The following is a 23,126-nucleotide window of genomic DNA, read 5'->3' on the forward strand; positions in this document are numbered from 1 at the left end:
TCGGGGTGTTTTGACCCTAAGACAATCGGGCGGCGCCCCCGTCCGTAAACACTTCGGGCGGGGGGCGCCGCAGGTGAGGCTCGTTACGTTGCCTTTCGGCGACGCGCCTTACAGACCGAGGTCGACCTCGAACTCGCCGGCCTCCAGGATCGCCTTGACGGCCGTCAGGTAGCGGGCGGCGTCGGCGCCGTCCACCAGACGGTGGTCGTAGGAGAGCGTCAGGTAGGTCATGTCGCGGACGCCGATGACGGTGCCCTCGGCGGTCTCGATGACGGCCGGACGCTTGACCGTGGCACCGATGCCCAGGATGGCGACCTGGTTCGGCGGCACGATGATCGTGTCGAACAGCGCACCGCGCGAGCCGGTGTTGCTGATGGTGAAGGTCGCACCGGACAGCTCGTCCGGCGTGATCTTGCTGGCGCGGACCTTGCCGGCCAGCTCGGCCGTGGCCTTGGAGATGCCGGCGATGTTCAGGTCGCCCGCACCCTTGATGACCGGCGTCATCAGACCCTTCTCGGAGTCCACGGCGATGCCGATGTTCTCCGAGTCGAAGTACGTGATGGTGCCCTCGTCCTCGTTGATCCGGGCGTTGATGACCGGGTGGGCCTTCAGCGCCTGGGCCGCCGCCTTCACGAAGAACGGCATCGGGGAGAGCTTGACGCCCTCACGGGCCGCGAACGCGTCCTTGGCGCGGGCGCGCAGCTTCATCAGCTTGGTGATGTCGACCTCGACGACCGAGGACAGCTGGGCCTGGCCGTGCAGCGCCTTCATCATGTTGTCGCCGATGACCTTGCGCATGCGGGTCATCTTGACCGTCTGGCCACGCAGCGGGGAGACCTCCAGGGCGGGGGCCTTCGCGGCGGCCGGGGCGGCGGCGACGGGAGCGGCAGCGGCGGCCTTCTTGGCCTCGGCGGCCGCGAGGACGTCCTGCTTGCGGATGCGGCCGCCGACGCCGGAGCCCTTGACCGACGCCAGGTCGACACCGTTCTCGGTGGCGAGCTTGCGGACCAGCGGGGTCACGTAGGCGCCGTCCTCGGCCGGCTGTGCGGCGGCGGGGGCGGCCGGAACCGGGGTGACCACGGCCGGAGCGATCGACGGGGCGGCGGCGACCGGAGCGGCCGGAGCCGGGGCGGCCGGAGCGGCCGGAGCCGGGGCAGCGGCGGCCGGGGCCGGGGCGGCCGGAGCCGGAGCGGCGGCGGGAGCGGCACCCGCGGCACCGATGACGGCCAGCTTGGCGCCGACCTCGGCGGTCTCGTCCTCGCCGACGACGATCTCCAGGAGAACGCCGGAGGCGGGGGCGGGGATCTCGGTGTCGACCTTGTCGGTCGAGACCTCGAGCAGCGGCTCGTCGGCCTCGACACGCTCACCCTCGGCCTTGAGCCAGCGGGTGACGGTGCCCTCGGTGACGCTCTCGCCGAGCGCCGGCAGGGTTACGGAAACCGACATGGTTTCAGTTGCTCCTAACGAATTGCGGAAAGTGGTCGTCGCGCCCTGTGATGACGTGAGCGTCAGTCGTGGGAGTGCAGAGGCTTGCCGGCGAGGGCCAGGTGGGCCTCGCCGAGCGCCTCGTTCTGCGTCGGGTGGGCGTGGATGAGCTGCGCGACCTCGGCCGGCAGCGCCTCCCAGTTGTAGATCAGCTGCGCTTCGCCGACCTGCTCGCCCATGCGGTCACCGACCATGTGGACGCCGACCACGGCACCGTCCTTGACCTGGACGAGCTTGATCTCGCCCGCGGTCTTGAGGATCTTGCTCTTGCCGTTGCCCGCGAGGTTGTACTTCAGGGCGACGACCTTGTCCGCGCCGTAGATCTCCTTGGCCTTGGCCTCGGTGATGCCGACGGAGGCGACCTCGGGGTGGCAGTACGTCACCCGGGGCACACCGTCGTAGTCGATCGGGACGGTCTTCAGACCGGCCAGGCGCTCCGCGACGAGGATGCCCTCGGCGAAGCCGACGTGCGCGAGCTGGAGCGTGGGGACGAGGTCGCCCACGGCCGAGATCGTCGGCACGTTGGTACGCATGTACTCGTCGACCAGGACGTAGCCGCGGTCCATCGCGACGCCCTGCTCCTCGTAGCCGAGACCGGCGGAGACCGGGCCGCGGCCGATGGCGACCAGGAGGACCTCGGCCTCGAAGGTCTTGCCGTCGGCCAGGGTGACCTTGACGCCGCTGTCGGTGTACTCGGCGGACTGGAAGAAGGTGCCGAGGTTGAACTTGATGCCGCGCTTGCGGAACGCGCGCTCAAGAAGCTTCGAGCTGTTCTCGTCCTCGACCGGGACCAGGTGCTTCAGGCCCTCGATGACCGTGACGTCGGTGCCGAAGGACTTCCACGCCGAGGCGAACTCGACGCCGATGACGCCGCCGCCCAGGATGATCGCGGACTCCGGGACACGGTCCAGGGTCAGCGCGTGGTCCGAGGAGATGATCCGGTTGCCGTCGATCTCCAGGCCGGGCAGGGACTTCGGCACGGAACCGGTGGCCAGGAGGATGTGACGACCCTCGACGCGACGGCCGTCCACGTCGACGGAGGTCGGGGAGGACAGGTGGCCGGTGCCCTCGATGTAGGTCACCTTGCGGGAGGCGACGAGACCCTGCAGGCCCTTGTACAGGCCGGAGATCACATCGTCCTTGTACTTGTGCACGGCCTTGATGTCGATGCCCTCGAAAGAGGCCTTGACACCGAACTGCTCCGCCTCGCGCGCCTGGTCGGCGACCTCGCCGGCGTGGAGCAGGGCCTTCGTCGGGATGCAGCCGTTGTGCAGGCAGGTGCCGCCGAGCTTGTTCTTCTCGATCAGTGCGACGTCCAGGCCCAGCTGCGCTCCGCGCAGCGCCGCGGCGTAACCGCCGCTACCGCCGCCGAGGATCACTAGGTCGAAAACGGTGCTGGCGTCGTTCGCCACGTCACGTCCTCCATGCATGTGCGCTCGTCGCCGGTCGTCGACGACCTGGCGGCGGCTGGTGTCCGGCCGCTTTATTTCGGCCCTGTGGTGGGGGCCCTGTCCTGCCGAGAACCCATCTTCGCACTTGTTGACGGACGACGGGACGCGGGGCCGTGGTCTGAGACGGCCGATCGTCCGTACGGCGGGCTCACGAGCACGGACGAACCTACGGATTTCGTCGCGAGCGAACAGCGGACGAACGGGGACGGCCCCGGGCACGCAGCCCGGGGCCGTCCCCTGTCACCGGTGTGCTCAGAGCTCGCCGGCCGCCGTGCGCTCGGCCAGCTTCACCAGGGTGCGGACCGAGGAGCCGGTGCCGCCCTTGGGGGTGTAGCCGTACGGGGCGCCCTCGTGGAACGCCGGGCCCGCGATGTCCAGGTGGGCCCAGGTGATGCCCTCGCCCACGAACTCCTGCAGGAAGAGGCCGGCGACCAGGCCGCCGCCCATCCGGACGCCCATGTTCGCCATGTCGGCGGTCGGGGAGTCCATGGTCTTGCGCAGGTCCGCGGGGAGCGGCATCGGCCAGGACTGCTCGCCGACCTCCTCGGCGATCTCGTGGATCGCGGTCCGGTAGGCGTCGTCGTTGGCCATGATGCCGAAGGTGCGGTCACCGAGGGCCAGGACCATGGCGCCGGTCAGGGTGGCCACGTCGACGATCGCGTCCGGGTGCTCCTCGGAGGCCTTGGTGATCGCGTCGGCGAGGACGAGCCGGCCCTCGGCGTCGGTGTTCAGGACCTCGACGGTCTTGCCGCTGTACATGTTCAGGACGTCACCCGGGCGGGTGGCGGAGCCGGACGGCATGTTCTCCGCGAGGGCGAGCCAGCCCGTGACGTTGACCTCCAGGCCGAGGCGGGCCGCGGCGACGACGGTGGAGAACACGGCGGCGGCGCCGGCCATGTCGCACTTCATCGTCTCGTTGTGGCCGGCCGGCTTCAGGGAGATGCCGCCCGAGTCGTAGGTGATGCCCTTGCCGACCAGGGCGAGGGTCTTCTCCGCCTTCGGGTGGGTGTAGGCGACGCGGACCAGGCGCGGCGGGTTCACGGAGCCGTTGCCGACGCCGAGGATGCCGCCGTAGCCGCCCTTGGTGAGCGCCTTCTCGTCGAGGACCTGGACCTTGAGGCCGTGCTCCTTGCCGGCGGCCTGGACGGCGGCGGCGAAGGTGGCCGGGTAGAGGTCGTTCGGCGGCTGGTTGATCAGGTCGCGGGCGCGGTTGATCTCCTCGGCGACGGCCTGGGCGCGCTCGGCGGCGGCCTTGTGGGCCTTGTCGCGCGGCTTGGCGCCGAGCAGGGCGACCTCGGCGAGGGGCTTCTTCGCGTCCTTGCCGTTCTCCTGGTACGCGGTGTAGGCGTACGCGCCGAGGAGGGCGCCCTCCGCGATGGCGGCGGCGTCGTCGGCGGCGGCGATCGGCAGCGCGAACGCGGCCTTCTTCGAGCCGGTCAGGGTGCGGGCGGCGGTGCCGGCGGCGCGGCGCAGGGTCTCCGCGGCGAAGGACCCGCCGTCCTCGGGGGCCTCGCCCAGGCCGACGGCCAGGACGACGGGGGCCTTGAGACCGGCGGGGGCGGGCAGCTTCGTCGCCTCACCTTCGGCACCCGAGGCGCCCAGGGTCTCCAGGACGGCGGCGAGCCGGCCGTCGAAGGCCTTGTCGACGGCCTCGGCGCCCGGGGCGACGACCAGGGTCTTCCCGGACTTCGCGACGCCGACGACGAGGGCGTCGGCGCGCAGCGTCGCCGCACCGGCAGTGCTGAGAGTGAGAGCAGTCACGGTGGTGAAATCTCGCTTCCATTGAGTTCTGTGGCGGTCGAGGGATGGGCCGACCGTGCCCGCCGCATCGTATTTCGGCCCGGAGAGCGCCGAGAACGAGCCTACGCTCGCTCACCCGGTTCGCTCACGGCGGCGGGGATTCACTCATCCGTGGTGTCTCTTTCATGTTTACCCTTCCGGCCTCTGTCGCCCGGTCACACTCGCCTCATTCACGCAAGGACGACACACCGTTCTTCGCCTCATCTGCGACATCTCCACGCGTTCCGCCGGTTCGGGCGGGGCCCGTCGAGGGGGGACACCAGCCATGGACTCCGGCCGAATCCGTATGCCCAGAACCGCGCCCCGCGCCACCGCCGGCACCCGCACCGCGCCCCGTACCGGTCCTCGCACCGGCGCCCGTACGGGAAAGATCGCGGCCCTCGCCGCCGCCGCGCTGCTCGCCACCGTCGTCCCCTCCGCGCAGGCGGTCGCCGCGACCGCGCCCCGCGTGGACCTCACCGTCCTCGTCGTCGACGACGGCGGCAGCGCGGTCGGGGCGATCACCGCCGAGCTGAAGGGCTCCGGCGTCCCGTACCGCAGGATCGACCTCAACGACCCGAACCGGCCCGTCCTCGACACGGCCTTCCTGAGCGACTCCGTCGACGGGCGCCCCCGCGCCAAGTACCAGGGCGTCGTCCTGCCCCACGAGAGCGCCTTCGGCCCCGACTCCGCCGAGGCCACCGCCCTCCGGACGTACGAGCGGACCTTCGGGATCCCGCAGGTCGACGCCTACACCTGGTCCCACCCCGGCGTCGGCCTCGACTACACCGACCAGGGCGGCTGGTCCGGCGTCCTCGACGGCACCACCGCCGGCGTCACCGCCGCCGGGCAGGCGGGCCCCTTCCGGTACCTCGCCGGGGCGCTCACCTTCGAGGACAACGACCCCACGATCTCCGAGAGCTACGGCTACGCGGGCCGCCCCCGGGCCGGCTACACCAGCTACCTCGACGTGCCCGTCGACGGGGGCGGCCGGGCCAGCCTCGTCGGCGAGTACACCGCCGACGGACGCCGCGAACTCGTCGTCACGTTCGCCTACAACCAGTACCAGCGGCAGTTCCGCGCCCTCGCCCGCGGCATCGTCGACTGGCTCACCCAGGGCGTCCACCTCGGCCGGAGCCGCAACTACCTCTCCGTCCACGTCGACGACGTCTTCGCCCCCGACGCCCGCTGGGACCAGGCGCTCAACTGCACCCCCGGCGACTTCGACTGCGTCGGCGACGACGGCGAGGGCGCCAACCCGATCCGCATGACCGCCGCCGACGCCCAGTACGCCGCCGCCTGGCAGAAGGCCTCCGGCTTCACCCTCGACATGGTCTACAACGGCGGCCAGGGCGAGCAGTGGAAGACCGAGCACGGCGGCACCGACGCGCTCACCGACCGGCTCGTCGCCGACCGCGCCCAGTACCGGTGGATCAACCACACCTACACCCACCCCTTCCTCGGCTGCGTCCAGGACAACAGCGTCGTCCCCTGGCAGTGCGCCAAGGACACCGCGGGCAACACCCTCTGGGTGAGCCGCTCCGAGCTCTCCGGCCAGATCCGCGACAACCACAACTGGGCCGTCGGCAAGGGCATCTCCGTCGACCGCTCCGAACTCGTCACCGGAGAGCACTCCGGCCTCAAGACCCTGCCCCAGCAGCCCGTCGACAACCCCCACCTCGCCGGCGCCCTCGCCGACAACGGTGTGAAGTGGACCGCGAGCGACAACTCCCGCGAACCCCAGCAGCGTTCCGTCGGGACCGGCGCCGCGAAGACCGTGCCCCGCCACCCGATGAACGTGTACTACAACGTGGGCACCGCCGCCGAGATGGCCGACGAGTACAACTGGGTCTACACCTCCCGCGCCGACGGCGGCAGCGGGATCTGCGAGTCCAACCCGGCCTCCACCTGCCTGCCCGCCCCGCTCCCCACGGCCACCGGCTACGCCGACCACATCGCGCCGCAGGAGGCCCGCACCGCCCTCTCCCACGTCCTGGGCAACGACCCCCGGCCGCACTACGTCCACCAGTCCAACCTCGCCGAGGAGCGGCTCCTCTACCCGGTCCTCGACCGCGTACTCGCCGACTACCGGGCCCTGTTCGCGGCGAACGCGCCCCTGGTGAACCCGGCCCAGAAGGACGTCGGCACCGAACTGGGCCGCCGCGCCGCCTGGGACCAGGCCGTCGCCGCCGGCAAGGTCACCGCCTACCGCATCGGCACCACGGTCACCGTCAAGGCACCCTCCGGCGTCACCGTGCCCGTCACCGCCCCCGAGGGCACACGGAAGAAGCTCCTGCTCGGCAGCACCGCCTTCGGGACGGCCTACGCGGGCACCCGCTCCGCCTGGACCACACCCGAACCGCTCCAGACCACCGTCACCCTGACGCTCCCGACCACCTGACGCCTGACCAGCACGTCCTGGGGGGAACCCGCTCATGCCGAGCAGTGGCCGTCACGTCACCATGCTCACCGAAGGCACCTACCCGCATGTCCACGGCGGCGTCAGCACCTGGTGCGACCAGCTCGTCCGTGGCATGCCGGAGGTCGACTTCGAGATCCTCGCCCTCACCGGCAGCGGCCGCGAACCCGTCACCTGGGAGCTGCCGCCCAACGTCGTCCGGCACACCGCCTACCCCCTGTGGGGACCCCCGCAGGGACCGGCCGTCCGCCGGCCCCTGCGGGGGCGCGAACGCCGCCGCTTCCTCGACGCGTACGAAGGGCTCCTGCTCGCCCTCCTCGACCCCGAGGCGGGACGCGACTTCGGTGCGAGCCTGTACGAACTGGCCTCCCTCGCCCGGCAGGGACGGCTGACCGCCGCCCTCCGCTCCGAGCCGGCCCTGCGCTCCCTCATGTGGATCTGGACCATGCCGCACCTGCCCACGCTCGCGGCCCGGCCCACCGTCCACGACGCGCTCACCGCCACCGACCTCCTCGAACACGCCCTGCGCCCGCTCGCCGCCCGGATAGCCTGCGGCGGTGTGGCGCACGCCGTCTCCAGCGGTCTCGCCACGCTGCCCGCCCTCGCCGCGCAGCACTTCGAAGGGGTGCCCTTCCTGCTCACCGAACACGGCATCTACCTCCGCGAGCGCTACCTCGGCTACCGCACCGAAGCGCAACGCTGGCCCGTCAAGGCCCTGATGCTCGGCTTCTACCGCGAGCTCAACACACTCGGCTACCGCAAGGCCGACCTCATCACCCCCTGCAACCAGTACAACCGGCGCTGGGAGGAGCGCGGCGGAGCCCCCGCCGACCGCATCCGCACCGTCTACAACGGCGTCGACCCGGCCCTCTTCCCCGAAGCAGGGCCCGAGCCCGAGACCCCCACCCTCAGCTGGTGCGGCCGCGTCGACCCCATCAAGGACCTGGAGACCCTGATCCGGGCGTACGCGATCTGCCGCGCCGAACTCCCCCCGCTCAGGCTCCGCCTGTTCGGCCCGGTCCCCGCCGGGAACGAGGACTACCTGACCCGCCTGGAGAAGCTCGCCGCCGAACTGGGCGTGGCCGACGGGGTGTCCTTCGAGGGCCGGATCAGCGACGTCCCCACGGCCTACGCGGCCGGCAGCGTCGTCATGCTCTCCTCCATCAGCGAGGGCTTCCCCTTCTCCCTGATCGAGGCCATGTCCTGCGGCCGCGCCACCGTCTCCACGGACGTCGGAGGCGTACGGGAGGCCGTCGGCGACACCGGGATCGTCGTCCCGCCCCGCGAACCGGCCGTCATGGCCGCCGCCGTCTCCACCCTCCTCCGGGACGGCGCCCGCCGCGCCGAACTCGGCCGCCGGGCCCGGCAGCGGGTGATCGACGAGTTCACCCTGCACCGCTCGGTGGACGGCTTCCGCCAGATCTACCGCGAACTGGCGGGCGCCCGCCCGGCCCGCCCGCTCCCGCTGCCCCAGGAACCCCTGCGCCTCCGCATCCCCGCCCCCCGCCGCACCACCGCGGCCCTCGCCACAGGAGGCCCCCGGGCATGAGCGGCTCCCTCTGGCTGAAACCCCCGAAGACGGAGACCCCCCTTCCGGCGATCCCACGCCCGCGCCGGGAAGCCGGCACGAGACGGGCCCCGGCACCCGGCGCCCCGGCCCCGTCCGGTGTCCCCGCCCCGCACATCCCACCCCCCGCCGGAGGCGGACTCGCCGAGGATCCGCTGGACGAACTCGCCCGGCGGCTCGACGGGTTCGTCGCCGTCGCCGTGCACCCGGACGAGATCGCCGCGCTCCTGGAGTCCGACGGCATGACCGACGAGCACATCCGGCTCACCTACGGCCGCGCCGACTCCTTCTCCCTCGCCGAGGACCTCTACGCGCGCGTGGAGCGGCGCCACCCCGAACCGGCACCGCCGACCACCGGCGCCTGGTACGGCGCGCTCGCCGGCTGCCTGCTGCGCGGACTCGTCTTCGCGCTCCCCGGCCTCGCGTACGTCCTCGCCGCACCGCTCCTCGCCGGCGGCCACGGCCGGTTCGGGCTCCCCGCCGGGACCGTCCCGCTGCTCGCCGGGGCCGTCACCGGCTGGGTGTGGAACCAGGCCCTCTCCCACCGCGCCTACACCTGGCTCGGGCTCGGCGACCGGCCCGCCGCCGCCCGCGCCCTGCTCACCGGCGCCCCGGCCGGCGCGCTCGCCGGGACGGCCGTCGCCCTCGCGAGCGCCGCGCCCGGCGAGACCCCCGCCGCCGTCTTCGCCGCCGGGCAGTCCCTCTATCTCGCCGCCGCGACCGTGCTCCTCGTCCTCGGCCGCGAACGGGCCCTGCTCTGCGCCCTGCTGCCGCTCACCGGCGCCGTCCCCGCCTTCCGCTGGGACCTGCCGGACGCCCTGCGCGCCGGCCTCCTCCTCGCCTCGCTGACCGCCTCCGTCGCCTTCGCCGCGCTCGTCCTCCGCCCCGGCCTCCGCCGGGCCGCGGGCGGCCGCGGCGGACCCCCGCGCGCCGCCTCCCTCCCGTACGGCCTCTTCGGCCTCGGCAGCGGCCTGCTCGTCCTCCACGCGGGCGTGGGGGACACGAGGGTGAGCGGCGCGGGCGCGGTCATCGCCCTCACCCTCTCCATGGGGCCGGCGGAATGGCTGCTGTACCGCTTCCGGGACGGCAGCCTGACCCGGCTGCGGACCCTCACCACCGCCCGCGAGTTCCGCCGGGCCGTCACCGGCACCCTCGTGCTCTGCCTCGGCGGCTACCTCACCGTGCTCCTCGCCCTCGCGCTCGCCGCGACCCTCGCCTGGCCCGGGGCGCCGTGGCCGACGCTGCCGCGCCTGGTCACGCTGCTCCTGATCGGGACCGTGCTCTGGCTGGGGCTGCTGCTGCAGGCCTTCGGCGCGGTGCTCAGCGCCGCCACCGTCTGCCTGCTCGCGGCGGCGGCGCAGACCGTGGAACCGGTGGCGGGCCCGGTGGCCGCCGGGGGAGCGGCCGCGGTGCTCGCCGCCCTGACCTGTGCCCTGCTGGTACGACCGACCGCCCACCGCGCTTAGGGACGCCATGACGAACCCCTCCCTCCTGGTGCCGTACTACGAGCACCCGGCCGAACGCCCCGAGGCCTGGTCGGCGCTCGTCGACGCGGCGCCGGCCCTGTACGGCGTCGTCCTCAACCCGGCGAGCGGCGTCGGTGGCGCGCCCGACCCGGCGTTCGCCGAGGCCGCCGGGCGGCTGCGGGCGGCCGGGGTGCGGGTCCTCGGCTACGTGGACACCGCCTACGGCCGCCGTCCGCACGCCGAGGTCGTCGCCGAACTGGTCCGCCACCGCGACTGGTACGGCGCCGACGGCGCCTTCCTCGACCAGGTGGCGACCGCGCCCGCCGCCCTCCCCCACTACCGCCGCATCGCGGTCGCCGCCCGGGCCGCCGGGGCCGCGACCCTCGTCTTCAACCACGGCGCCCACCCGGACCCCGGCTACGAGGCCCAGGCCGACCTCCTCGTCACCTTCGAGGGCCCCTGGGACACGTACCGGACCCTCGACCTGCCGGTCGCCGCCCACTACTGCCACCTCGTGTACGCCGCCCCCGCGGGCTTCCGCCCGGACACCCCGGTGCACTGCGCCGTCCCCGGCACCGGCGCGCACCCCTGGGGCACCCTTCCGCACCTCCTGGAGCCCGCCCGATGAGACGACCGCTGCCGCCGCTCGTGGGGCTCCTCCTGTTCGCCACGGCCTGTACGGCGGGGCCAGGACCCGACCCCAAGCCCACCGAGGACCACTGGCGCCCGGCGCCGGGCCTCGCCTGGCAGTGGCAGCTCAGCGGCCGGCTCGACCCGGCCGTCGACGTCCCGGTGTACGACATCGACGGCTTCGACCACCCCGCGTCGACCGTCGCCGACCTCCACCGCCGCGGCCGCAAGGTCATCTGCTATCTGTCCACGGGCGCCTGGGAGGACTTCCGCCCCGACGCCGACGACTTCCCGAAGGCCGTCCTCGGCAAGGGCAACGGCTGGGACGGCGAGCGCTGGCTCGACATCCGCCGCACCGACGTCCTGGGGCCGCTCATGGCGAAGCGCCTCGACATGTGCCGGGACAAGGGCTTCGACGCCGTCGAGCCCGACAACATGGACGGCTACAAGAACCGCACCGGCTTCCCCCTCACCGCCGCCGACCAGCTCCGCTACAACCGCCTCATCGCGACCATGGCCCACGACCGGGGTCTCGCGGTCGGCCTCAAGAACGACCTGGACCAGATCCCGAAGCTGCTCCCGGACTTCGACTTCGCGGTCAACGAGCAGTGCGCCGAGTACGACGAGTGCGGCCGTCTCGCGCCGTTCGTGGCCGCGGGCAAGGCCGTCTTCCACGTCGAGTACGAACTGACGACGGAACAGTTCTGCCCCCAGGCGAGGAAGCTGGGCCTCAGCTCGATGCGGAAGCGGTACGAGCTCGACGCCTGGCGACAGCCTTGTTAGACGTCAGCCCAGCGTCAGCGCGACCAGCGCCGCCGTCGCCGCCGTCTCCTCCACCGCGCCGAACACATCGCCCGTCACCCCGCCGAAGCGCCGCACGCACCGGCGGAGCAGCAGGGCCGCCGCGCCGAGGCCCGCGCCGGCCGCCAGGACGGAGCGGACGGCGTCGTACGGGGAGAGCAGGAGGCCCGTCGCGGCGCAGAGGACCAGGACCAGGGCGGTCGTGAGGGTCGCGGACCGGGTCGGGACCGTCTCGGCGACGATCGCGCCGAGGCCCTCGGGGCGGGCCGCCGGGACGCCCTGCCGGGACGCGTGGGTGAGGGCCAGGCGGGCGACGGTGGCGGCGAGTGCGGCGGCGACGGTGCCGTGCGCCCAGCCCTCCCCGTACAGCTCGTACAGCGCGGCGACCTGGGCGAGCAGCACGAGGACGAGGGCGATGACGCCGAACGGGCCGATGTCCGACTGCTTCATGATGCGCAGCGCGTCCTCGGCCGGCTTGGCGCTGCCCAGGCCGTCGGCGGTGTCCGCGAGGCCGTCGAGGTGCAGGCCCCGGGTGAGCAGGGCGGGGACGGCGGTGGCGGCGACGGCCGCGAGCAGCGGGCCCGAGCCGGCCAGCAGGAAGAGACCGCCGGCCGCGGCGGAGCAGAGCCCGACGACGAGACCGGCGAGCGGGGCCGAGAGCATGCCGGCGCGCGCCGCGTCCCGGTCCCAGCGGGTGATGCGGGCGGGGAACACGGTGAGGGTCCCGAAGGCGAAACGCAGGCCGTCCATCCGGGCAGGGTAATCGCCGCCTCCGGACGGTAGATTGCGCATACCGCGCATATCGGAACGGGGTGGCATGGGTCACTGGTTCTCCCGCAACATCGTCGAGCCGGGCAAGCTCCCGACGCTGCTCGCTCTGACCTCCTTCGTCCTGACATTCCTGGTCACCCGCACCGTGACCCGGCTCATCCGGGCGGGGAAGGGTCCCTTCCGGAACGTCTCCTCCGGAGGCGTCCACATCCATCACGTCGTGCCGGGCGTCGTCCTCACCATCCTCGGCGGCTTCGGCGCGGTGGCCAGCGACCGGCACGGCCTCGGCGGGGCCGTCTTCGCGGTCGTCTTCGGGATCGGCGCCGGGCTCGTCCTGGACGAGTTCGCGCTCATCCTCCATCTCGACGACGTGTACTGGTCGGAGGACGGCCGCAAGAGCGTCGAGGTGGTCGTGCTCACCACGGCCCTCGTGGGCCTCACGCTCAGCGGCTTCTCGCCGCTCGGCGTCAACGACATGACGGCCGAAGAGCAGCAGAACCGGGTCACCTTCACCCTGACCCTCGCGCTGAACTTCCTCCTCATCCTGGTCACCCTGGTGAAGGGGAAGTTCCGGATGGCCGTGTTCGGGGCCCTCGTCCCGTTCGTGGCGATCGTCGGCGCCGTCCGTCTGGCCCGCCCCGGCTCCTGGTGGTCCAAGCGTTTCTACCGGAACCGCCACCGGGCCAGGGCCCGCTCCCGGATCCGTACCTACCGCCACGACCGGCGCTGGACCAAGGTCCGGCGCCGCGTTCAGGACCTGATCGGCGGCTTCCAGGAGCGCGTGCCCGGACGCGGCCCGACGCCGGGGTCCTGACCGCGCCCGCGCCGGACCTGGACCGCGATCAGGACGAGGACGGCGGCGATCGCGGCCAGGTGCTCCTTGCCGGCCAGGTTCGCCTTGAGGATCACCTCGACGACCATCGCGACGACCACGAGCCCGCCGGTCCAGTACGCCCGGTAGCGCCAGCAGACGTACACGGCGAGGCCGACCACCGCCGCCGACGGGCCGGTGTCGACGACCTGCGCGTCCGAGGCGGGCAGCCCGAAGGGGCTGTCCGGGCCGAGCGCGATGCCCACGCGCGCGTAGAGCGTGCCGGCGACGGTGGCGAGGTACGCGATGCCGAGCGTCCGCCACCGCCCGACGCAGATCTCGGCGATCCCGAAGACCAGCAGCACCTGCGCGAGCGCGCCCCACACGGGCAGGTCGAGCGCGGGCACGAACAGCGAGAGCGGGGTCCGAAGCAGCGCGAGCCACAGCGGGTCCACGGCCCGTACGGAACCGATGTCCTGGACCGGCTGATAGCCCCAGTCCTGGTTCTGCACGATCTGGAAGAGGGAGGTGAGGCAGACGGCGCCCAGCGTCATCGGGACCGCCCGCCACTTCTTCACGACCAGCGCGGTCCGTACGGTGGTGAACAGCGGCCCCCACTCGCGGCGGGCGAAATCCCTCACGGCGTGTCTCAACGGCTGCTCTCCAGATGCCTGCGGTGCAGCCTCCCCCAAAGACTTCGTCCAGGGGGTGCCCCCAGCAGACCGGGGGCCTCCAGGAAGCCCTCGGCCCGGCCGGCGGCGAGGCCGATGCGCAGCAGGTCGGCGCTCTTCTCGAAGAGCATGAATCGGGGCTCCCAGATCGGTCGGTACTTGGCGTTGGCGCGGTACAGCGACTCGATCTGCCACCAGCGGGAGAAGAAGCTGAGCAGTGAACGCCACATGCGCAGCACGGGTCCCGCCCCGAGCTTCGAGCCACGTTCGAAGACGGAGCGGAACATCGCGAAGTTGAGCGAGACCTGAGTGATCCCGATCTCCTTGGCGCGCTGCAGGAGTTCGATGACCATGAACTCCATCAGGCCGTTCTCGGAGTCCCGGTCACGGCGCATCAGGTCCAGCGAGAGCCCCTTCGGGCCCCAGGGGACGAAGGAGAGCAGGGCCCGCAGCTCGCCCTGCTCGTCGGTGCACTCCAGCATCACGCAGCGGCCGTCCCGGGGGTCGCCGAGCCGGCCGAGCGCCATCGAGAAGCCGCGCTCCGTGGCGCCGTCGCGCCAGTCGTCCGCCTTGCGGAGCAGCTCAGCCATCTCGTCGGCCGGGATGTCCTCGTGGCGCCGGATGCGGACCTCGTACCCGGCCCGCTTGACCCGGTTGAAGGCCTGCCGGACGGTCCGCATGGCCCGGCCGTCCAGGGTGAACTCGTCGGTCTCCACGATCGCCTCGTCGCCCAGCTCCAGGGCGTCCAGACCGTGCCGGGCGTAGATGACCCCGGCCTCCTCGCTCGCGCCCATCACCGCCGGGATCCAGCCGTGCTCGCGGGCCTCGGCGAGCCAGGGCTCGATGGCGCCGGGCCAGGCCTCGGGGTCGCCGATCGGATCACCGGAGGCGAGCGAGACCCCGCCGACCACCCGGTAGGCGATGGCCGCCTTCTCGCTCGGCGACCACACCACGCTCTTCTCGCGGCGCAGCGCGAAGTAGCCGAGGGAGTCCCGCTCGCCCTGCTTGTCGAGCAGGACCCGGAGCCGGTCCTCGTCCTCCTCGGTCAGCGGGTCGACGGCCCGCCGGGCCCGGAAGGCCGCGAAGAGCACCGCGAAGAGCAGCAGCGTGGACATGATGTTGATGGTGACGTCGACCCAGCCGGGCGGGTGGATGCCGGAGTCGTCGGAGGCCAGCGTGACCAGCCGCATCACGCCGTACTTCCAGCGCTCCAGGAAGGTGGAGTGGTCGGTGGACTCGGTGGTGACGGTCACCAGGAAGGCGGCGAGCAGCGAGGTGACGAGCAGTCCGCCCACGGCCACCCCGGCCGCGAGCTTCGGGTTGGAGCGGTCGCCCTTCGCGTAGAACTCCTTGCGGCCGAGGAGCAGCGCGAGCACGAACGCGGCGGTGAGGACCAGCGAGATCCAGTTCTGGGCGTGCTGCCGGATCTCGGGGAAGAACATCGCGAGGGCGAAGAGCAGCAGGAAGAGGCCGCTGAGCACGAAGTTGAGGATCCACGCGGCCCGTTTGCGGCGCCGCATGGTGATCGCCAGGAAGAGCGTGAAGACCCCCGAGGCGAAGCCCGCGGTGAGCAGGTACGGGGTGAAGTAGTTGTCCTCGTTGTGGCGGCGCAGGTCCTGTCCGAAGGAGACCCAGACGGCGCCCAGGAAGTTGATGAACGTGACGACGCGCAGGTACCAGACGGCGAACGCGGCGCCGCGACGCGAACGGGCGGTCGTGCCCCGGGGTGCTGCTTCGGCAGACAAGCGGACTTCTCCCATGAAAAGCGATCATATGGGGCATCGCATGCCATGCGGAGACGCCGGAGGCGGCCACGCGCGCGTCGCGCGTGACCGCCCCCGGGTCAGCCGTTCTGTTCCGCCCCCGCTCAGACCCCTGCCGTGTCCTCGGCGTCCGGAGTGGTCGGATCCGGACGCTCGGGCAGCTCCGCGGCGAACGCCGCCGCGGCCTGGACGAGGGGAAGTGCGAGCAATGCCCCGGTTCCCTCACCCACATGGACGCCGTGGTCGAGCAGCGGGTTGAGCGCCATCCGGTCCAGCGCCTTCGCCTGCGCCGGCTCCCCGCTCACCTGACCCGCCAGCCACCAGTCCGGCGCCCGGAACGCCGCCCGCTGCGCCACCAGCGCACAGGCCGCACCCACCACACCGTCCAGGATCACCGGCATCCGCCGCACCGAGGCCTGCAGCAGGAACCCGGTCATCGCCGCCAGGTCCGCCCCGCCGACCGCCGCGAGCAGCTCCAGCTGATCGCCCAGGACCGGCCGGGCCCGCCGCAGCGCGTCCCGGATCGCCGCGCACTTGCGCATCCACGCCAGATCGTCGATCCCGGCACCGCCCCGGCCGGTCACCACCGAGGCGTCCGTCCCGCACAGCGCCGCGATCAGCGTCGACGCCGGCGTCGTGCCGCCGACGCTCAGATCCCCGAGCACCACCAGATCGGTGCCCGAGTCCGCCTCCTCGTCGGCGATCGCGATCCCGAGCCGGACCGCCGCCTCGGTCTCCTCGGCCGTCAGCGCGTCCGCCACGTCGATCCGGCCGCTGCCGCGCCGCACCCGGTGCCGCACCACCTCGGCGGGCAGCAGCTCCGGATCGCAGTCCAGACCGGCGTCCACGACCCGCACCGGCACGTCCATCGAGCGGGCCAGCACGGCCACCGGGCTCGCCCCGTCGAGCACCGCGCGCACCAGCTCGTACGCCGTGCCCGCCGCGCGGCCCGACACATCGAGCGAGGCGACCCCGTGGTCACCCGCGAACAGCACGACCTTCGGCTGCTCGATCGCCCGCACCTTGACCGAGGCCTGGGCCGCGGACAGCCACTCGCCCAGCTCGTCGAGCCGGCCCAGCGCCCCCGGCGGCACGGTCAGCCGCTCCCGGCGCTCCTCGGCATCACGCCGTATCCCGCCGTCGGGGCGCTCGATCAGATCGGAGAAGTCGTCGAGGTTCAAGGGTTCCGCCTAGTGACAGCCAATTCGGTGATCGCACCCTACCCGCGCAGCACCAGGGCCTGACCCGCGACCACGAGGACGACCTCCTCGCACTCGTCCGCGAAGGCCGCGTTCAACCGGCCCAGCTCGTCCCGGAACCGCCGCCCCGCCGCCGTCGCCGGCACCACGCCCGAGCCGACCTCGTTCGTCACCGTCACGACCGTGCGGCCCGTCGCCCGCACCGCCGCCACCAGCTCCGCCGTCCGCTCCCGCAGCGCCGCCTGCCCACCGTCCCGCCACCGCTCGTCGTCCCAGGCGCCCACCCGGTCCATGGCGTCCGTCAGCCACAGCGACAGACAGTCGATCAGCAGCGCCGGCCCGTCCTCCGCGAGCAGCGGTACGAGCTCACAGGTCTCGGCCGTCCGCCACGAGGCCGGCCGCCGCTCCCGGTGCAGCCCCACCCGCTCGGCCCACTCCGGGTCGCCCTCCCTGGTCCCGCCCGTCGCCACGTACAGCACCTCGGGGAAGGTCTCCAGACGCCGCTCGGCCTCCACCGACTTCCCCGACCGGGCCCCGCCCGTCACCAGCGTCCGCCGGGGCACCTCCGGCACCTCGTGGTAGTCGCCGATGTACAGCGTCGTCCCGTCCGGCACCGCCCGCGCGCCCGCCGCCGCGAGCCGCCGGTCCAGCTCGGAGCCCGCGGGCGCGTCATGGTCCAGATGCACCGCGATCACCTCGGTCGCCGGGCCGATCGCCCCCGTCGACCGCAGCCGGGCAAGACCGTCCGGCCGCCCCATGACATCGGCGACGATCATGTCGTACGGCGCACGGTGCTCGTCCCCGATCCCCGCGGGCGCGCCGCCCGGCGGCAGGTACAGCAAGCGCTCCCCGTCGGCCGACGTCACCTCGTACCCGGTCCCCGGGGAGTCCATCGGCACCGCCCGCACCCGGTGCCCGCTGATCAGCGTCAACTCGCGTCCGTCCGGCACCCGCCCGGCGGTGGGAAGCCCGGCAGGCACTTCCACGGCGGGCCCGTCGTGCGGATGCGTCAACAGCACCTGCCGCACCCCCACCAGCGAATGCCCCGACCGGGCGGCCGCGAGGGCCGCCCCGGGGGTCAGATCGAGCAACAGGGCCCCGTCCACGAGCAGCGAGGTCGCAGCCCTCGCCCGCCCCCCACGGGACAGCGCGCACACGGCGCAGGGGCAGTCGGGACGGGGGAGTCCGAGCGGGGCGCCGGTGCCGAGCAGAGTCAGTTCCACCCTCAGATCCTCCCGCGCCACCGCGAGGCGTGCGCGCCCGGCTACGCTGCGGGCAGGAAACCGATCATCCGGTGAGCGCCAGGAGGCTTGCATGGCATGGACGTGGCGGTTCGAGAAGTCCGACGGCAGCGAGGTCGAGCCGGTGGTGACCCCCGAGGAGTTCACCACCCAGGGCGACGCGGAGAGCTGGCTCGGCGAGAACTGGCGTGACCTCCTGGGCGGAGGCGCGGACCAGGTGACGCTGTCGGAGGACGGGACGAAGATCTACGGCCCGATGCCCCTGAACGCGGAGGGCTAAAGCACCCGGCCGCCCGTTGCGGGCAATCGTTCCGCGCCCCCGCCCGTTGTGGGCAGACGTTCCGCAAGGGGCGGTGCCCACCCGTAACGGAACGGCGCCCCGCCCGTTGTGGGCAGGCGTTCCGCAAGGGGCGGAACGGGTGGGCACAACGGACGGCGCCCTTGCCGGCGCCAGAGGCTACTGAGCCTGGACCCGCACCCGTGTGCACTGTCGCTCGTGGTGCGGGTCCAGGCGCGTAAGGCGGAGGCGCCGCGGAGGGCGCCGTCCCGTGTGCCCACCCTCCCCCAAGCTCTCGGCTTCGCTCGAGCAGGGGGGACCCCCATCGCCCTGCGGGACGATTGCCCACACGGCGGTGGGCCGGGGGGCGCCGCCAGGCGTGGGCGCGGGCCCCACACGGCGGCGGGGCACCGCCCAGCGTGGGCGCGGGTCCCACGCGTGGGGCTACAGCTCGCCCAAGGTGACCTGGGTCTTGTGGGTCGTCGTGCCCCGCACATACGTCACCGTCACCTCGTCCCCCGGCTTCATCGACGCCAGCGCCTCCGACAGCGACGTGATCGTCGTGATGTCCGTGTCGCCGAGGCGCGTGATCACGTCGCCCGGCCTGAGGCCCGCCTGTCCGGCCGCCCCGTTCGGAGGCGCCTCGACCACCGCCACGCCCGCCGGCTCGTAGTTGTCGTCGAGGACCGTACGGCCGGTGATGTTCAGGGCGGCCCGGCCGGAGTCCGTCACCTTGCCGTCCCTGACGATCTGGCCCGCGACCGTCTTCACCATCGACGCGGGGATCGCGAAGCCGATGCCGGGCGCCGAGCCCCCGCCCAGCTCGGGGTCGCTCGCGGCGAGCGTCGGGATGCCGATGACCTCGCTGTCGAGGTTCACGAGGGCGCCCCCGCTGTTGCCGGGGTTGATCGCGGCGGACGTCTGGACCATGTTCCCGATCGTCGCGCCCGTCCCGCCCCCGGTCCGCCCCTCGCTGACCGTCCGGCCGGTGGCGGAGACGATGCCCTGGGTCACGCTGCCGGACAGGCCCAGCGGGGAGCCCATGGCGAGGACGATCTGCCCCATGTCGACGGTGGCCGAGTTGCCGAACTTCGCCGCCTTCAGCCCCCGCGGCACGGTGTCCAGCTTGAGCACAGCGAGGTCCTGCTCGGGGTACGAGGAGACGAGCCGCGCCGTGACGGGCTGCCCGCCGGTGGCCGCGGTGACCTTGAAGGACTTCTCCTGGCCGACGACGTGCGCGTTGGTGACGATGTGCCCCTTGGCGTCGTAGACGACCCCGGAGCCGAGGCTGTCCGCCGCCTCGATCTGCACGACCGAGGGCAGGACGTTCTTGATGACGGTCTGGTAGTCGTCCTGGAGCTCGTTGGCGGCGAGCGGCGCCGCCGCCTGCGTGGAGCGCTCCGGGGCGGCGGCGTCCCCGTCGGAGGAGGAGCAGCCGCCGACCAGCGCGGCGGCGCAGGCGCCGGCGGTGAGCGGAAGGAGGAGGCGGCGGGCGCGGGCACGGGAGACGTCCATGTCCGGAGTATCCGATTCCGCCCCGCCCCGGGCCCGGCGAGCGCACCCGATCAGGGGCGCGTCAGCCCCGTACCCCGCACAGGTGAAGGAGTGCCGCGATCCGCCGGTACGGATCCGTGCGCCCCGCCCGGTCCTCGGCGGCGAGCAGCCGGTCCAGCTCCTCGGCGGCGGGCAGCCCCGCCTCGGCGGGGACGTCGTCCGTGAAGACCCGCACCCCGTACCAGGCGTGCAGCGGTGCCGCGATCCCCGCGAGGGTCGACGTGAGCGCGTCGAGCCGGTCGGCCCGCACCTTCACGCCGTTGTCGTCCGTGTAGACGTCCGAGTCGAAGGCGGCGAGCGCCCCCGACCAGTCCCCGGCGAGCCCCGGCCGCATGGACAGGGCCTCCGCGTTCCGCACCACCAGGGACAGCAGGCCGCCGGGGGCCAGCATCCGCGCGAGGCCCGCGAGCAGCGCGTCGGGCTCGTCCGCGTACATGAGCACGCCGTGGCAGAGCACCACGTCGAAACTGCCGGGCAGGAAGTGCACCCCGGTCTCGCGCCCGTCGCCCTCGATCATCCGGACCCGCTCGCGGATCCCGGCGGGCTCCGTCGCCAGCGACTCACGGGCCGTCTTCAGCAGGTCGGGGTCGGCCTCCAGGCCGGTCACGGTGTGCCCGGCCCGGGCCAGGCGCAGGGCCTGGGTGCCCTGGCCCATGCCCGCGTCGAGGATCCGCAGCCGCTGCCCCACCGGGTAGCGGCCGGTTATCTGCTCGTCGAGCTGACGGGCGACGATCTCCTGCCGGATGGTGTCCCGCAGCCCGCCGGGACCGGCGGGCCAGTGGGCGACGACGGGCAGCACCGGGCCACCCGACTCCGACGTGGCCTCGCCGAACGCGCGCCCGTCGAACTCCGAGCTGTCGGCGCTCAGGGCCGCTCTCCGCGCTTGACCTGCGGCTTCGGCAGGCGCAGCCGGCGCATCTGGAGCGTGCGCATCAGGCCGTAGGCGACGGCGCCGCGCTTCGGCTCGTTCGGGAAGCGCTCGTTGAGCTGCTTGCGCAGACGGATCCAGATGCCGATCGAGTCGATGACGATCAGGATGATCACACCGAGCCAGAGCAGCAGGGAGATGTTCTGCAGCGACCGGTTGGCGTTGCCGAACAGCGACAGCACGAGGATCACCACGGCCATCGGCAGGAAGAACTCGGCGATCGCGAACCGCGAGTCGACGAAGTCGCGCACGAAGCGGCGGACCGGACCCTTGTCGCGGGGCGGCAGGTAACGCTCGTCGCCGCTGGCCAGCGCCTCGCGCTGCCGGGCCAGGTCCGAGCGGCGTGCCTCGCGCTGGCGCTTGGCGGCCTCCTTGCGGTCGGTCGGCACCGTCGCGGCGCGACGGCGCTGGGACTGCGCGTCGCTCCGCTTCGGGGTCGGGCGGCCCTTGGGGGCCTCGGGGTCGCGGGGCTGCTTGGTGGAGAGGTCCGCCGTCACCTTGTCGGTGGGGGCCTTCTCGTCCTTCGAACGGCTACGGAACACAAAACCCAAGGGTACGGGGTGGCGGGCATGAACCCCATGCCGGCCGGGAACGATCCGCTAACGGACTGCGTCTTGGGCGGTACGTACGAAGGTCGGCGCGGGGGGCACCCGGAGATCCGTCTACTCCCTGCGCGGGAGGGAACACCCCGCGCAGTCGTCCTTGGGGAGGAGCGCATCCCGCTCCGAACAGTGCGGTAATGGAGACAGGGCCCGTACTGTGGATCCTGTTGAAGAGCTGGAGCCGAGTCCGTCAGAAGGGGGCGCGCGAAGCCCATGAGCGGTGTCATGAAGCGTATGGGGATGATCTTCCGCGCGAAGGCGAACAAGGCCCTTGACCGGGCCGAGGATCCGCGCGAGACGCTCGATTACTCCTACCAGAAGCAGCTGGAGCTGCTGCAGAAGGTGCGGCGGGGCGTCGCCGACGTCGCCACCTCCCGCAAGCGGCTCGAACTCCAGCTGAACCAGCTGCAGGGCCAGTCCGCCAAGCTGGAGGACCAGGGCCGCAAGGCCCTCGCCCTCGGCCGCGAGGACCTGGCCCGCGAGGCGCTGTCCCGCAGGGCCGCGCTCCAGCAGCAGGTCAGCGACCTGGAGGTGCAGCACCAGACGCTCCAGGGCGAGGAGGAGAAGCTCACCCTCGCCGCCCAGCGTCTCCAGGCCAAGGTGGACGCCTTCCGCACCAAGAAGGAGACCATCAAGGCGACCTACACGGCGGCCCAGGCGCAGACCCGGATCGCCGAGTCCTTCTCCGGCATCTCGGAGGAGATGAGCGACGTCGGTCTGGCGATCCAGCGGGCCGAGGACAAGACCGCCCAGCTCCAGGCGCGCGCCGGCGCGATCGACGAGCTGCTCGCCTCGGGCGCGCTCGACGACCAGTCGGGCCTGGCCAAGGACGACATCCAGGCGGAGCTGGACCGGCTGTCCGGCGGCACGGACGTCGAGCTGGAGCTCCAGCGGATGAAGGCCGAGCTGGCCGGGGGTCCCTCGGCGCAGCAGCAGGCCATCGAGGGCGGCGGGGCGGCCGCGCCGCAGGACCGCACCCAGCAGTCGCAGTCCCACCCGCGCTTCGAGAAGTAGCCTCGGCGACAGACAGGACGCGTCATGATCGTACGGATCATGGGGGAGGGCCAGTTGACGCTGGCCGACAGCCACCTCGTCGAGCTGAACAAGCTGGACGACGAGCTGCTCGCGGAGATGGAGGCGGGGGACGAGGAAGGCTTCCGGCGGACGCTGGGCGCCCTCCTCGACGCGGTCCGCCGACTGGGCTCACCGCTTCCGGACGACGCGCTGGAGCCTTCGGAGCTGATCCTTCCGGCGCCGGGGGCGGGTCTGGAGGAGGTCCGCGCGATGCTCTCCAACGACGGCCTGATCCCCGGCTGACCCGCCCCCCGTGTGGGGCCCGCGCCCACCTGGGCGGCGCCCCGGCCCACCCCCGTGTGGGCAATCGTCCCGCTGGGGCGGGACGGGTGGGCACACGGGACGGCGCCCTTCAGCGGCGCCTCCGCGTCCCGAGCCTGAACCCGCACCCCGTGCACCGAGCTGGTGGTGCGGCTCCAGGCGCGTAAGCCTCTGGCGCCGGCAAGGGCGCCGTCCGTTGTGCCCACCCGTTCCGCCCCGGCGGAACGCATGCCCACAACGGGGGTGGGCACCGCCCCGGTGGAACGCAGGCCCACAACGGGGGTGGGCACCGCCCCGGTGGTACGCATGCCCACAACGGGGTGGGCACCGTCCCGGTGGAACGCAGGCCCACAACCGGGGCGGGTGCGCGCCGCCC

At 72.9% G+C, this 23,126-nt stretch carries 20 protein-coding genes; 9 read left to right on the forward strand and 11 right to left on the reverse strand.

Features of this window, described 5'->3' with window-relative positions; all coding sequences use genetic code 11:
• Positions 1-108: 108 nt before the first annotated feature.
• The 3 genes from sucB to ACWGN5_RS37070 form a co-directional block, all read right to left on the reverse strand.
• Positions 109-1,626 (reverse strand): 2-oxoglutarate dehydrogenase, E2 component, dihydrolipoamide succinyltransferase, encoded by a 1,518-nt coding sequence (sucB, locus tag ACWGN5_RS37060; RefSeq protein WP_453522828.1) that lies wholly within the window; start codon positions 1,624-1,626, stop codon positions 109-111.
• Positions 1,509-2,897: a dihydrolipoyl dehydrogenase gene (gene lpdA, locus ACWGN5_RS37065; protein WP_189802175.1), complete on the reverse strand. Its 1,389-nt coding sequence runs from the start codon at positions 2,895-2,897 to the stop codon at positions 1,509-1,511. The genes sucB and lpdA overlap by 118 nt, the downstream gene beginning before the upstream one ends.
• A gap of 291 nt (positions 2,898-3,188) precedes the next feature.
• Positions 3,189-4,697, reverse strand: coding sequence for a leucyl aminopeptidase (locus tag ACWGN5_RS37070; protein WP_453522806.1), 1,509 nt, complete (start codon positions 4,695-4,697; stop codon positions 3,189-3,191).
• A 304-nt stretch (positions 4,698-5,001) separates the two neighbouring features.
• Here ACWGN5_RS37070 and ACWGN5_RS37075 point away from each other — a divergent pair, with 304 nt between their 5' ends.
• The 5 genes from ACWGN5_RS37075 to ACWGN5_RS37095 are packed head-to-tail and all read left to right on the forward strand — an operon-like array spanning position 5,002 to position 11,580.
• Entirely contained in the window at positions 5,002-7,116 is a 2,115-nt protein-coding gene (locus tag ACWGN5_RS37075) for a hypothetical protein (protein WP_453522807.1), read from the forward strand.
• Positions 7,117-7,150: 34 nt separating this feature from the next.
• The gene (pelF, locus tag ACWGN5_RS37080) at positions 7,151-8,683 is read left to right on the forward strand and encodes a GT4 family glycosyltransferase PelF (protein WP_453522808.1); all 1,533 of its coding nucleotides are present in this window, start codon (positions 7,151-7,153) and stop codon (positions 8,681-8,683) included.
• Positions 8,680-10,167 (forward strand): hypothetical protein, encoded by a 1,488-nt coding sequence (locus ACWGN5_RS37085; RefSeq protein WP_453522809.1) that lies wholly within the window; start codon positions 8,680-8,682, stop codon positions 10,165-10,167. Before pelF ends, ACWGN5_RS37085 begins: the two co-directional genes overlap by 4 nt.
• Before the next feature lie 7 nt (positions 10,168-10,174).
• Positions 10,175-10,795, forward strand: a complete 621-nt coding sequence (locus tag ACWGN5_RS37090) for a spherulation-specific family 4 protein (RefSeq protein ID WP_453522810.1) — start codon at positions 10,175-10,177, stop codon at positions 10,793-10,795.
• Positions 10,792-11,580 (forward strand): endo alpha-1,4 polygalactosaminidase, encoded by a 789-nt coding sequence (locus ACWGN5_RS37095; RefSeq protein ID WP_453522811.1) that lies wholly within the window; start codon positions 10,792-10,794, stop codon positions 11,578-11,580. The genes ACWGN5_RS37090 and ACWGN5_RS37095 overlap by 4 nt, the downstream gene beginning before the upstream one ends.
• Before the next feature lie 3 nt (positions 11,581-11,583).
• Here ACWGN5_RS37095 and cobS read toward each other — a convergent pair whose 3' ends face one another.
• Positions 11,584-12,348: an adenosylcobinamide-GDP ribazoletransferase gene (cobS, locus tag ACWGN5_RS37100; protein ID WP_453522812.1), complete on the reverse strand. Its 765-nt coding sequence runs from the start codon at positions 12,346-12,348 to the stop codon at positions 11,584-11,586.
• Positions 12,349-12,415: 67 nt separating this feature from the next.
• On the opposite strand from cobS, the gene ACWGN5_RS37105 reads away from it, so the two are divergent.
• Positions 12,416-13,183: a hypothetical protein gene (locus ACWGN5_RS37105; protein ID WP_453522813.1), complete on the forward strand. Its 768-nt coding sequence runs from the start codon at positions 12,416-12,418 to the stop codon at positions 13,181-13,183.
• On the opposite strand, the gene ACWGN5_RS37110 is transcribed toward ACWGN5_RS37105, so the two are convergent.
• The 4 genes from ACWGN5_RS37110 to ACWGN5_RS37125 form a co-directional block, all read right to left on the reverse strand.
• Positions 13,120-13,821 (reverse strand): hypothetical protein, encoded by a 702-nt coding sequence (locus tag ACWGN5_RS37110; protein WP_453522814.1) that lies wholly within the window; start codon positions 13,819-13,821, stop codon positions 13,120-13,122. The two genes, ACWGN5_RS37105 and ACWGN5_RS37110, sit on opposite strands and share 64 nt — an antisense overlap.
• Positions 13,822-13,829: 8 nt before the next feature.
• On the reverse strand, positions 13,830-15,611 hold the full coding sequence (locus tag ACWGN5_RS37115; RefSeq protein WP_453522815.1) for a phosphatidylglycerol lysyltransferase domain-containing protein: 1,782 nt from the start codon (positions 15,609-15,611) through the stop codon (positions 13,830-13,832).
• A gap of 107 nt (positions 15,612-15,718) precedes the next feature.
• Entirely contained in the window at positions 15,719-16,795 is a 1,077-nt protein-coding gene (cobT, locus tag ACWGN5_RS37120; RefSeq protein ID WP_453522816.1) for a nicotinate-nucleotide--dimethylbenzimidazole phosphoribosyltransferase, read from the reverse strand.
• A gap of 38 nt (positions 16,796-16,833) precedes the next feature.
• On the reverse strand, positions 16,834-18,036 hold the full coding sequence (locus ACWGN5_RS37125) for a bifunctional adenosylcobinamide kinase/adenosylcobinamide-phosphate guanylyltransferase (RefSeq protein ID WP_453522817.1): 1,203 nt from the start codon (positions 18,034-18,036) through the stop codon (positions 16,834-16,836).
• Between the two features lie 91 nt (positions 18,037-18,127).
• Between ACWGN5_RS37125 and ACWGN5_RS37130 the strand changes: the two genes are divergently transcribed.
• Positions 18,128-18,334 (forward strand): hypothetical protein, encoded by a 207-nt coding sequence (locus tag ACWGN5_RS37130; RefSeq protein WP_453522818.1) that lies wholly within the window; start codon positions 18,128-18,130, stop codon positions 18,332-18,334.
• A gap of 441 nt (positions 18,335-18,775) precedes the next feature.
• On the opposite strand, the gene ACWGN5_RS37135 is transcribed toward ACWGN5_RS37130, so the two are convergent.
• From ACWGN5_RS37135 to ACWGN5_RS37145, 3 genes are all read right to left on the reverse strand, one after another.
• Positions 18,776-19,846 carry a S1C family serine protease gene (locus tag ACWGN5_RS37135; protein ID WP_453522819.1) on the reverse strand — a complete coding sequence of 357 codons (1,071 nt, stop codon included), beginning with the start codon at positions 19,844-19,846 and terminating at the stop codon, positions 18,776-18,778.
• A 61-nt stretch (positions 19,847-19,907) separates the two neighbouring features.
• A complete protein-coding gene (locus ACWGN5_RS37140; protein ID WP_453522820.1) occupies positions 19,908-20,684 on the reverse strand; it encodes a class I SAM-dependent methyltransferase in 777 nt (258 codons plus the stop codon).
• A 65-nt stretch (positions 20,685-20,749) separates the two neighbouring features.
• Positions 20,750-21,355, reverse strand: coding sequence for a DUF3043 domain-containing protein (locus ACWGN5_RS37145; RefSeq protein ID WP_453522821.1), 606 nt, complete (start codon positions 21,353-21,355; stop codon positions 20,750-20,752).
• Between the two features lie 273 nt (positions 21,356-21,628).
• Here ACWGN5_RS37145 and ACWGN5_RS37150 point away from each other — a divergent pair, with 273 nt between their 5' ends.
• Both ACWGN5_RS37150 and pspAA read left to right on the forward strand, forming a co-directional pair.
• A complete protein-coding gene (locus ACWGN5_RS37150) occupies positions 21,629-22,429 on the forward strand; it encodes a PspA/IM30 family protein (RefSeq protein WP_453522822.1) in 801 nt (266 codons plus the stop codon).
• Positions 22,430-22,453: 24 nt separating this feature from the next.
• Positions 22,454-22,732, forward strand: coding sequence for a PspA-associated protein PspAA (gene pspAA, locus ACWGN5_RS37155; protein ID WP_453522823.1), 279 nt, complete (start codon positions 22,454-22,456; stop codon positions 22,730-22,732).
• Positions 22,733-23,126 lie beyond the last annotated feature (394 nt).

This window comes from Streptomyces sp. NPDC055815, assembly GCF_053616475.1.